The 13,291-nt window shown below is 24.1% G+C and carries 6 protein-coding genes; all 6 read right to left on the reverse strand.

Going from position 1 to position 13,291, the window contains the following annotated elements:
• Window positions 1-29: 29 nt before the first annotated feature.
• Window positions 30-1,091 (reverse strand): endonuclease/exonuclease/phosphatase family protein, encoded by a 1,062-nt coding sequence (locus tag ACZ5CK_RS05405; RefSeq protein ID WP_464582887.1) that lies wholly within the window; start codon window positions 1,089-1,091, stop codon window positions 30-32.
• Window positions 1,092-1,129: 38 nt separating this feature from the next.
• Complete coding sequence (locus tag ACZ5CK_RS05410; protein WP_464582888.1) at window positions 1,130-1,408, reverse strand: AAA-like domain-containing protein; 279 nt, start codon at window positions 1,406-1,408, stop codon at window positions 1,130-1,132.
• A gap of 73 nt (window positions 1,409-1,481) precedes the next feature.
• Entirely contained in the window at window positions 1,482-3,524 is a 2,043-nt protein-coding gene (gene brxL, locus ACZ5CK_RS05415; RefSeq protein WP_464582889.1) for a protease Lon-related BREX system protein BrxL, read from the reverse strand.
• 12 nt (window positions 3,525-3,536) lie between these two features.
• Entirely contained in the window at window positions 3,537-6,068 is a 2,532-nt protein-coding gene (pglZ, locus tag ACZ5CK_RS05420) for a BREX-1 system phosphatase PglZ type A (RefSeq protein WP_464582890.1), read from the reverse strand.
• 16 nt (window positions 6,069-6,084) lie between these two features.
• Window positions 6,085-9,588: a BREX-1 system adenine-specific DNA-methyltransferase PglX gene (pglX, locus tag ACZ5CK_RS05425; RefSeq protein ID WP_464582891.1), complete on the reverse strand. Its 3,504-nt coding sequence runs from the start codon at window positions 9,586-9,588 to the stop codon at window positions 6,085-6,087.
• Between the two features lie 12 nt (window positions 9,589-9,600).
• Window positions 9,601-13,275: a BREX system P-loop protein BrxC gene (gene brxC, locus ACZ5CK_RS05430; RefSeq protein ID WP_464582892.1), complete on the reverse strand. Its 3,675-nt coding sequence runs from the start codon at window positions 13,273-13,275 to the stop codon at window positions 9,601-9,603.
• Window positions 13,276-13,291: the final 16 nt, after the last annotated feature.

Raw genomic sequence — 13,291 nt, forward strand, 5'->3', positions numbered from 1 at the left:
CAGGCTGTTTTTTAAAGAAATATAATAAATTACTTCAATTTAATCTTTAATTTAACGGGATTATGATCAGAGTTTTCAAATTCATAATTTAATGTTTTTACATATTCTATATCAATATTGGGTGAAACATAAAATCCATCAATAACAGTAACAAAGTTTTCCCCTTTTTCATAGGCAAAAGCTACTGATCTATTGGTTGGATTGGAGCTATCAAAAGCCCATTTCCAACCATCAATTTTTAAATCTTTTGGTAATTCAACATAACTTTCTGGCTTTTTTTCTGTATAATTGAAATTTGTTTTGGTAAATTCACTGTTCCAATCTCCACCTATAATAACATAATTTCCTTTTTCATATTCTTCTTTTGCTGTATTTAAAATAAAATTTAATTGCTGCCTTCTTAAAGTTCCACCTGAATCATACGCGCTTGGATGTATATTTAAAATAACAAGATCTTTCCCTTTGATTGTCGGTATTCTAGCAAATATTACGCATCTGTCTAATTGAAAAACTTTAGTTGGCCAACTATATTCTCCTGGTAATTTTAATCTTTTTGCTTCTTCAATTTTATATTTAGAAACAGTTGTTAATCCTGATAATACCTTACCCATAGGTTTTGAAAATGGCACTGGAACAAATAGCACATTATAATTAGTAGCAAATGCAATATTATAATTATTCTTAAAAACATTATTCTTTAAATATTCTAACTCATTAATGTTATGACTTCTATGACTATTAATATCTATTTCTTGAATTAAATATATATCTGCAGGATTATCTTCTAAAGTTTTTGCTATTCCTTCGAGATATTTTCTAACATGTTCTTTATCAGGTACTGATTCCGTTCCTCCATCCATGAAAAAGTCTTCATCTTTTCCTAATCCTGCATAACCAATATTCCAATCAAAAAGCACTAGTTCATCTGGTGCAATTTCATTAGCATAACTCTCAACGTTTATTTTCTCTACATCCTTAGGTTTATAATCTGTAAGTGTTCCAAACAGTATAACTCCCGGGAAATATAAAATAATAGCAACGACAACAATAATAACAACCTTTAACCAACCTGGCATTTTCTTTTTACCCATAAACCTATCCCCTTTCTTAAATGTTATAATTTAATTATTTAATTAAACTTAGAAGGACTTTCAAAATTAGTTTTAATAAATTGATTTTGATCTTTACTAAAATAACTTTCAAAAGATATAAATATAGGTAAATATTTATCTTTTGTTTTTTCCACTATATCATTTAAAAATGTTGTTTTTCCTGTTTTTCTTGGTGCTGATACTGTAAAGTATCTCCAATTTTCTATATGATTTAATGCTTCTTTCATTAATTCTGGTCTTTCTATATAATAACAAGTATTTTTATCCATAGGTCCCGAAGTACAAAATCGTTTCATCATCTCATCTCCATAACAGAATTATATCATATAACTAAAACTATAAAAATTAAACAACACCACAAGGTGTTGTTTAATTAACTCCTAAAGCTTTAAAAACTGCATCTATAGGATCCGCGTAAAAAATTATTTGCATTTTACTTAAAAGTTCTGGTGGAACTGTAGCTAAATCTGTAGCTGACGATGCTGGAATAAGGATTTTTTTAGCTCCCGCATCAACAGCGACTTGAATAATATCAGCAAGATTATCTATCTTATTTATTGTTCCTCCTACAGTCATAGTTCCAGTAATTACTAAACTTTCAAGAACAGACTTTTCTAGAACAGCAGAAAATAATCCTATTAATTCTGCTAAAGATAAACCTCCTGTTACATTAATTCCTTGTAAATCTATAACTTGCATAAGAAAATCATAATTTTTTGTATTGATTGATGTTGATACCCTTTTTGAATTAGATATAAAATAATTAAAAGCAATATCTAAAGCTTCTTTAGCCTCTCTAGAACTCCCAAAACCTGATTTAATAAATTTCCCTGTTCCAGTATTTACCTTATTTTCAAGTCTATACACACCTAACATTCCAGTAATACTCCTAGCAACAAGATAAATATTACCTGGTTTTTCTTTTCCTTCTGGTATTAATTTTCCTCCGCCCATTTCGGGTACGGATACAAAATATTCTTCACTAGTTTCTTTATCTCTATACGAAAAATGTACATCGTAAAATTCCATTCCACCTATTTTTTTCAACTGTTCTTTTACTCTTCTTCTACCAACTAAAGCGTATTCTAGTATTTCTTTAATATCATCTTTTGAAAATTCTCCATTAGGATAAATTAATTTCACCAACCCAGAAACAGTTTTTCTAACTGCAATAACATCCCTTTGATTTAAATCATGTCCTAAATAATAATAATAGTCAATAGCATCAGAAAAAGTTCTTTTTCGCATTTCTCTAAAAAATTCTGCTAAATAATCAACTATAAATCCATATCTATCTGTAAAAAATTCTGGTCTCATTTTAGGTATTTCCCAACCTGGAATATAATAATGCATTCTATCAAAAAATGCAGAATCATTAGCCATTTCAGGAGGAAATGGTGAAAATAGATGAGAAGTTTTTAAAACCGTTTCGATACTCTGATTGATATTGCCAACAAATACCATAGAAGCAGAAGCTTGCTTTTCTTCCTTTCCTCTTGCGAAAGACCCTGATGCCATATAATCTTTCATTATTTGAATACCATCTTTATCTTTAAATCTAATGCCTGCTACTTCATCAAAAGCAACAACATCCCACATTCCTACAAGGCCTATTTTTCTTGTTGACATATTATAAAACAAATTAGCAACTGTTGTTTGACCGCCAGAAATTAAAATACTATTAGGAGATATTTCTTTATATACATAAGATTTTCCAGTTCCTCTTGGACCTAATTCACAAACATTATAATTATTTTCTACAAATGGAATCAACCTCGTTAATAAATGCCACTTTACATTATATTCAAAATTGTCTGGTTCTAAACCAACAGAACGTAGTAAAATATCTATCCATTCTTCTTTAGAAAAATATTTTCTTTCTTCAAATATTTCATTAATTTCAAGATGAGGCATTTGTATGGGCTTTAAGGATGAAATAATAAAAGGACTAATATCTTTTACTCTTTCATCAAAAGAATATTCCATATCTAAAATTGCCCATATTCCTCCAGCCAAAAGTTTGTCGTATTTTTTTATGTATTCCACAGGAATTAAAACATTTTTAATTCCAAGATTAGAAAATTGAGCTTCATAAAAGTCCTTTTTTTCATTTAATTTAACAGTAACTTTATCTATTATTTTGTAAGTTCCTAATTCTTTTATTTTTGATTTTACTTTTTCTGCTTCATCTGGTCTTACAAAATTTTCCGCAAGTATTTTTTTTACTTTTTCAATTCCTCTATTAATTGTCTCTTCATCATCAGTAGCACAATACATGCCTAATAAATATTCCAAAACATAAATTGGAACATTAGCACCTTGTTTTATTAATTTTGGCAAATCTTTTCTTACAACTCTACCAGAAAAATATTTATTTAATTTTTCATCAAGATTTATTTCACTTACGCCCATTTAATCCCCCCATTAAAATTCATCTGGAAATGCAATATCTATCTCAAATTCTCTTCTCATTTCTTGTGATTGAGTTTCAATATTTTCAACTATTAAATATGCAATAGTTTTTGAAGCAGTATTACTCCTTATACGTATATTTCTTTCTATTATTCTTTTACTATTATCAGAATTTTTAATATCTGCTATTATTTCAATTTTTTCTGAAATGACATTATGATTTTTATCTTCAAAATAAATCTTATATGTAGATGGTAAAACTTTATCTGAAACTGGTTCATTTTGGAAAAATCTTAATTTCCATTCATTGTTAGTGATTTTTCTTTCACTATTTAATAATTCTATTTTCACATTATGTGGTTTTTCGCTATATCTACTTCTAGTATATGAAATTAAGGGTATAATTATTTCTTGTGGTGTTGCTCCACCATGTACATATTTACTTCCTCCACCTTGAATCTTGAATCTTAAATTACCTTTAGGTATATACACAAAATATCCAGGATTATCAATATATGAAAGAGAAAATTTATGAACATATTTTTCTTTTACATCATCTTTCGATAGTATAAATCGTCTATTTGTAACAACAGAATTAATGTTTAGTTTTTCTAAAGTGTCAAGTTTTTCAAGATCAGAAACTTGATATATAAAACCATGGTCAGCAGTAATAATAATATTTGAAATATTAAGATTATTTTTTATATTTTTTACCAAATCATATAATTCATTTATTGCTCTTTCACAAGCTTCAAATACTTCATCTTCACTTTTTGCATTATCTCCAACTTCATCAACAGTATTATGATATATTAAAATATATTTTTTCCCTTTAACTCTTTCCCTTTTTTCATCTTTTGAAAGTTTAAGAAAATCCTTATATTTAAATACTACTATATCTTCTTTTTCTTCTAATAATTTTCTCCTATCTTCAAAAGAAGACACATATTTATTATTTACCATAACATAAAAACTATTTCTATCACTGGAATTTTCTTTTATTTTTATATTGTTTCTAATACCATTTTTATTAACATTTGGCATTAAAACAGCCATTCCCAAAGATGTTATAGATGGTAATACACTTAACATAGGTTCTATATTAGCTTTTCCTGATAAACTACTATTGAGTTTTCTACTCAACTCTATACCTATTTCATATCTTAATGCATCAGAAAATATAATAACTGTTTTTTTATCTATAGGAATATATTTTGAAAATAGATACTGTTGATGTTTTACATCTTCAATTTCCCACTTTCCATTTAAATCACTTAATTTTTCATCCCAAATTTCATTTAACTTACTATTGTATTCATTATTAAATCTTTCTACATCTTTTGTAATATCTCTTAAAATTGAATCTAATTTTCTATTATAATTTAAGTAGAATTTTCTATAATATAAATCCATTAGATAATATGATTTTTTATAGTTTTCAACACCTTCTTTTAAATTATCAAATGCAAAAGTAGTTTTATTCATAAATTCATACATTTTTAAATAATAATATAATCCTTCATATTCTTCTTTAAAATTATCATACCAAAATTTTGTTCTTCTTTTTTCAATAATATTTATATATTTATCAAAATCAAGAATACCAGATTTTATAAAATCTATTATTTTTTTAATTATAAATTCATCAAAAAAGGCAAAAGTTTCTGATTCAATAATTTCTTCAAAAGAATACTCTTTTTTCTCTAATAACTCTTTTAACCCCAATTCTTTACTTATTTTTTCTGATAATTCTTTATATTCATTTTTATTAATAGAATTACGCCAATGATTTATAAATACTATTATATTGTTAGCTTTTTTAGAAAAGATGTGATTATTAAAATTTATTAAGTAATCTTCAGATAGTTGTTTACTTAAATCAGTTATAAAAAATGCATATAATAATTGTTTTAAATCTTTTCTGCCATCATATCCAAAATGATTTTTTATGATCTCCCAAAAATCTTTTTCATTTGAAAACTTTTTAATATTTTCAAATATTTTATTTTCTTCATTTAACTCTTCTATAAATATTCTTTTTAATGATTCTTCAAAATCCATATAATCTAATCCTGATAAAACACATAACATTGCAATATATAATTCTTCTTGAGAAGAAAATTCTGATTTTATTTTTTTGAGTTTCTCAACTCTATTTTTATTATTAAAAAAGGTTTTATTTTCAAAAACAAAATTTCTCAAGTTAAAGGAAATATTTAGTTCATCCATAATAATTGATATTTTATCTGCAAAAAATTTTTCAGAATATAAGTAAATATCTATTAACCAATTTTCTTTAGATTCTAAATCTAAATCCGCATCGACATATATTAAAAAATTTTCGTTAGGCTTTTCAATTTCTAATAAATATTTAATCGTAAAAAAATTATTTTTATGAAGAATTATTTTATTAACACCTTCTAATTCAATATTTTCAAATTCTTCTTTAAAATCTTTATTATCATCTATCCAAAAAACAATTTTTCTATCTTCATAATATTCTTTCTTAGAAAATAGATTTTGAAGTTTTTCTTTGATATTCATTCTTAAAACTCCTTTATTAAATTTTTTCTAATATATCAGCAAATATTTTATAATTCTCTTCTACTCCATCATCTAAATCTATTTTTATTCTTTGATCTGCATAATGTTGTACCTTTTCATCATAATCCCTAATTTCTTCAATATAGTTTCTTAATTTTTTGTATTCCTTTTCATATTTCTTTTTATCAGATTTTGTTAAATTTTCAGGATTCTCTAAATAAATTGATAATGTTTTTAGTCTTTCTTCATATATTCTTTGAACTCTAAATAAATATTCTGTCCTTAATCTTGAAATCATATCTTCATCATATCTATGCATATATATTAATGCTTTAAATGCTCCATTTTTACCAGAACTGAACATCCAATATATAGGTCTTTTTTTATACATTCTTGTATGATCTTTATAGAAATCCTTTATAAAATATTTTCTTAATGTTTCTCTTGAATCTGTAGAATTTTCATTTAAAGTTTTAGCTATATATTCAAGGTTTTCTTCTAAATTTTCTTTTCCAAATGTGTATTCCACAAATGATACAAATTTTGACACTATATCATCTTCAAAGTTATAATCATCATCTAATATTGGTAAAATGCCATCTTCATCTGGTTTATAATTAGGATAATTATTTAAATCAAACTTACCACCAGCAAATACTAAATCTTCTTTATCTGGTGAATATCGCCCTAAAATACAACCTATACCATACGAAATAAAAGATTTAATATCTCTTATTCTATCAGCTTTATTTATTGTTATTTCTTTTTCATCTACTTCTGGTGTTATTTCATCAGAAAGATCATATATTTCTAAGAACATCTTATTTAATTCTTCTTCATTCTTTTTGAGCTTATTAAATCTTTCTTCTGCATATTTTTCCCAATTTTCAAAAGCATTTTCTATTTTTCCAAAATTATCTTTAAACTTTAAAAGTGGATGTTTTTTAAATTCCCATGATGTTTCAAAATCATTCCAATCTTCTTTGGATATTTCAATATTTTCTTGTATTAAACTATCTATCTTTTCTTTAAAATTGTTATTTTCAGGAAAAATTAGCGGTAATTTTATAATATCATTTTTTGTATAATTTAAAGTTTGAGAAAATTCTTTTAATAAAATAGTATTTAATTTACTTAATAAAAAAGCAAGTAGATAATAAGAATTAGAATCTTTTAATATGTAATATACTGCGGAATCAAATATCATACCTTTAGGGTGAAAGTAAGCTGAAAATTTTGAAGAACTCACTTTTGACCATGTTAATCCTTCTTTAAAATAAAATTGTGTATTTTGTGGTCTTGATTTTAATTTCCCATATTCATCTTTAAAATTTCTAATTTCTTCTCCGTCATTTTTCCAATTAATTACATATTCTTGATTTCCATACCATTTTCTAAATTCTCCTCCTTTATTATGTGGAAACCATTTTAAACCAGAATTTTTTGCTTCTTCTCTCGAAGCAAATCCAAAACCGATATTATTAAAATATACTTCAAACCAAAATCTCAAGAATTTTTTATTTTCACCTGTAGATAGTCCTATTTTTGGTTCAGCTATTTTTCCAAGAGGAATACTTTTTTCAAAGATTTTTATTATTTTATCACTAACCCAATATGCTATTGGATAACCTGGTATTTTTTTGAATTTTTCGGAGTTTATAGTAAATAAGTTTTTAAAATTAAAAAACTCCTTTTCTTTTAATAAGCTATACTTAAATTCCACCAATCTAATGTATTTACTATAAAAATTAGGAATATAAATATTTCTTATAATAAATGTTTGAGTTTGAACAACCTCCCCATCAATTTCTTCAAAAGCTTTTACTCCTAAATGAATTAACGATAAAATTGTCTTATTTTCAATTATTTTCTTTCTTAAATTTTCAAATGATGAAAGAAACATCCAGGACTGCATTGTAATCATAGAATTAAATCCATTCTCTTTTAAAAACTTAAAATTCCTCTCAATAAAAACAGCAAAAAGATCTGACTTAGAATCTGGATAATGTTTTTCAAGATAGTTCCTTAATTCAGTGGGAATATATTTATTACCCATATAAGGTGGATTTGTAATAACCACATCATATTTTTCTTTTAAAACTTTGGCAATTTTAATTATATTTGGAATTATTTCTTTTAGTTTTGATATCTTTTCAAAGTATAATAAATTATCTTGATCTAACTTTTCAAGATGTTTTAAAATAAATGAAAAATCTATATTTTCTACTTCAATTAATGATCCATATAATTTAGCATTTTTAAATTTATTTAGTAAATCTTCTGTAATTCTCTTTTCCTCTTCATTCATATCTTTTGTTAATAAATCAACAGATTCTTCATCTAATTCATTGGTTTCTATTACTTCATATACATTTATATCAAATGCATTTCTAAAAAATCTTCTGTTTTTTCCTCTTGCTTTCATTAATAATGAAAAATAAGCTAATTGAGCAGCTCTTTTATCAATATCTAATCCAAATAGATTATTTTTTAATATTAATTTTGGTATTTCTGTTTCTAATTCACCTGTTTCTTTATATATATCATATAAAACATCAAAGGCATATACTAAAATATGCCCCGAACCACAGCATGGATCAATTACTTTAATATCTTCAGGTTTTATATTTTTATATCTTATTTTTTCTAATTTTTCCTTAACTTCATCTTCTTGGTTTGGATCTTCTAAAAAGTACTCCCATTTTTCTTTTAATATAGTATCTGGTTTAACTTCAACCCATAATTTCCCTAATGAATTTTCCGTCATATATCTTACTATCCATTCTGGGGTGAATAATTGAGTTACAAATGGTATTTCACTTTTTTCATATGCTTTTTTCTTTGACATAGTTTCATCTTTTTTTTCAGAAATATAAAATTGATATAACCATCCTATTATTTCTACATTATTCCAATCTTCTTCAGGTATATCTTTTGTCATTTTTACAATAAAAGAATCTTTCATAAATAAATTATCTGGAAAGAGCAATTCTGTGTAATCATTTATTTCTTCAAACATAAATGGCATATATTTATGCAATTTATTATTTAATTTTATTATTATCTTTTTAAATAGATCATTATTATTTTGTGTTTTATATAATTCTTTTACAATATTTCTGTCAAAATCAATAAAATCAATTATTTCAAAAGGATTTTTTAATACTTGTATTTCATCACTTTCATCAACTGAAATTATTTTCATTCCAGATGGTAAAAAATCTGGAAAATAGTTATTTGATTCCATAAATTTAATAGCAATAAATCTATTAAACCAAATATATGCAATTTCTTCTATAACATTATCATATCCTTCTAATCTCATTTTATTAATTATTTTATTTCTTGCATTTATTTCTTCAATTTTTAATGGAATATTTCCAATAATTTTTCTATTTATTTCATTTGGATCTTTAATAGAGTTTTTTGTTAAATTATAATATTGTGCTTTTAACAACACTTTATCTAATAATTCCCTTCTTGCCTCTATTGCAAATGTTTTTAATGCGCTTTTATCCATATTCATCCCCCACTATTCTATTTCTATTTTTACTTTTATTCTTTTTTTACCTTTTGAATTTTCAGAAATATACTCTTTTATTTTAGAAATTAATTCATCCAAATTTCCTTCTATAGTAAATTCTCCATTATTAATTTTATACTTTTCTATATCTTCATTAACTACATTAAGAGGTTCTTTACCATTATTTCTTATTTCATTTAATAGATCATCAATCTTTTCTAACCAATCGATATATTTTGATTTTAATATTGAAATATCATTATAACGATTTAATTCATCAAAAATATCATTCATCAATTTTTCCTTTTCACTCTTATATCTTATTTCTAATCCTTTTTCTAACATCAACTCATCAATTTCTTTGAACTTTTGAGTAATTTTATTTTTTATTTCTTCTTTTAATAAATTAACAATCTTTTTCAACCAATCCATATACTTTGATTTCAATATAATAATATTATTATAATTTTCTATTTCATTAAAAATATCATTCATCAATTTTTCTTTTATATTATTATAATCTTGGTTACTTTTAATTAATTCATCAATTTCATCAAATTTATGATTAAACTCTGTTTTTAGATCTTCTTTTAATTTCTGAGTTTTAGTGTTAATAAAAGAATCTATAGTTTCTATTAATAATGGGATTTCTTTTATTTCACTAAAAGGATCTGAACTATTTATTATATTTTTTAGTTTTTCTATTTCTTCCTGAACATTTTTAAAATCCACACCTGCTACTTTTTTATTTTCTATATCTTTAATATATTTTCTTCCACTTTCAAAAATATTTTTTTGATTACTTCCTTCTTTTAGAAAGTTGAAAACTTTTAAAGATTCATCTTTCCAATCTAATATATCTTCTTGCACATTTATAAAGCTACTAAATAAGTTTTTATTATCAGATTTTAAATAAATGTTATTATACAAATTCAATCCTTTTTCTAAAATTTCTATTCCTGGATATCTATTTCTCTCACATAAATCAATGCTATTATTAATAATAGATATTTCATTATTTATAGCATTTTTCAATTCTTCAGCTATTTTATCTTCATCATCATTCTCAATCTGTTTATCAAAAATATTTGAATAAACTAATTTTACTTTGTTTAACAAATCCTCATCAATCTTTTCTTTTTTCTTTACTTCAATTTTTTCATTTTCTCTACTATTTAATAATTTTTGCAAAAATTCTCTATCGTTGTGTGTGAAATAATCTTTATAATATTTAAATTCAATTTCTTTACTCAAATATAACTGCAATAAACAATATAAAGTATCTTCCTTTTTCCATCCGTATGGAATTTTTGAAAAATAATTTATTACTTTATTTACTGTTTCATTATAGTCAGCAATAAAATTAATGTAGTTCCTTACTTCTTCAATAGCCTTTTCATTATTTATTGTTATATCCAAACTTATCTTTTGATTGTATAATATCTCTTTTAATTCTTTTTCAGTATAATTTACTTCAATATAATTTAATTTGGTATAATTAACTTCTATTAATTTTCCCAATGCAATTTCAAAAATTTCCTTCAAGCTACTTCCAGATGGATTTATTTTATTTCCAAGAATATAAAATTCTGAATTAGGAATTACAATTTCTAATAATTCTTTTAATCTTTTACTTCTTTCTGGTATTTCTAATTTTTTCAATTCGACAGTTTTTTTAAGTGTTTCAGGCAACTCGCTTATAGAAATATTTTTAATATATTTATTTAATTTTATATAATACTTTAATTCATTTAAGAATTTTTCATCATTTAATAATTTAACAAACAATGTATTTTGGTTTCTAGATGAACGCATCTGTATATTTTCATCATAATTATCAGCATCTGAAGTAATAATTTCTATAGTTAATTCGCCTTTTGGATCACCATATTTTGTATTATTTATTAATCTACTAAATGAAAAATCATATTTGTTATATCTTATTTTTGAATTTAAGTTATATTCTTCAAATATAATGGTATTTAATTCTTTAGTAACTTCCGAATCTTCAATATTAATTTGTTGTATTTCTTTATTTATTTCTTGTTCTTCATCTGTCAAGAAAAAATAATTATCTCCATTTTTCTCTATTAATGATTGTTTTTCTAATTTAATTAAGGATTTTTCAATTTTATTTTTTAAATCTAATCTATCTTGATCAATTTCTTCTATCATTAAAGTAGTTATATTTTCCAAATTCGCTGGCATTTCGTTATTAAGGTATTTTAACATAAACAATAATTTTAATATTCTAATATCAAAATCCTCTAAATTAATGTTTTCTTTTGCATATTCAATAACTCTTCTTATAGGAGAAGCTAAAAATGTTTCTATTGAATCATAAAAAATATCAAATGGAATTAAAATATTGTCTTCACGATCATTATAAGTTTTTAATGCTTCTTGGAATGCAGAAAGCATTGATCTTTCACCTTCAGATAAATGTTTTCCTGAACTTCCATGTTTTCTTACCTGTTCAAAAACTTTTTGCAATAATTTAGTTTGATAAGGAATAAATGGATATAAATTAGCAAATTCCTCAGAATTAGAATAATCTCTATATGATGAACTTGCATTTTTAAAATAAATAGCATTCTTCAAAGCAATACTTTTTTCTTCAAATATTGCTTTTAATCTTTCATTTGCAGTATCGGTTTTTTCTAATATACGTTTTTGTATTACTTCACCAACAGAAACTGAGGAAAGGCTTAACCTTGTTTTAAATCTTGCTTGAATTTTGGAAAAATCCTTTTCTCTTACCTTTGTTATTGAATCAATATCTTCTTGAGAAGTAACTACAATCCACGCTTTTCCTTTACAATGATTAGCAAATTCTTCAGATAATGTTTGTAAATTAAGTATGAGATTATTATCATCCCCAATATATTGACCAACTTCGTCCACAAGGAAAATTAAATGAAAATTATCTCCTTGTTTTTCTATATAATCTTTAACTTCTTCCGCAAATGTTCTTATTGATGTACCTTCTCCTAAACTTTTAAAATCAAATAATTCTTTATCTTCCTCTGTCATTTCTAAAATTTCAGCAATTATATCTTTAATCATGGATTTTTTAAAATGATATTTTCTTCTTCCATCTTCATCCCATTCTTCTCCAATTTTTTCCTGATATTTTTCTTTAAATTCTTCAAGTTTTCCAAATTTGTATAGATATTTTTCAAAATTAGTGATTTCATCATTTTCGCCATGTAAACCTAAATTCTTATAAAACATTTTTCTAAATACTTTTACAATAGCTTCTTTATCCGACTTAGCATCTGCGGAACTTTCAGCATCAATATTAAAAAGAATTGTTTCATTTGGATAAGATAATATTTTTTCTATATCTGCTATTAATAATTCGTCTTCAATTTTTTCTCTAAAAAAATCGGTAGCTTTTTTTTCATTAACTTCCTTATTTGATAATAAATATGATAAAATTTTCAGAAAATGTGATTTACCTGAACCAAAAAAACCTGAAATCCATACACCAATTTCATCAGTGTTCATCTCAAAACTTTTACCATAATTTTCAAAAAAAGTTCTTATATGTTTTAATATTTCATTTGTAACTACATATTCATCTAATTCTTGATATACAATATCCTCACTTTCTTGACCAACTTTTATAACTCCTTTTATATACCTATTTATATCTTTTTTAAACATATTCTTTAAAATCATACAGATCCCCCTTTTT

It is taken from the genome of Marinitoga okinawensis (assembly GCF_055387075.1).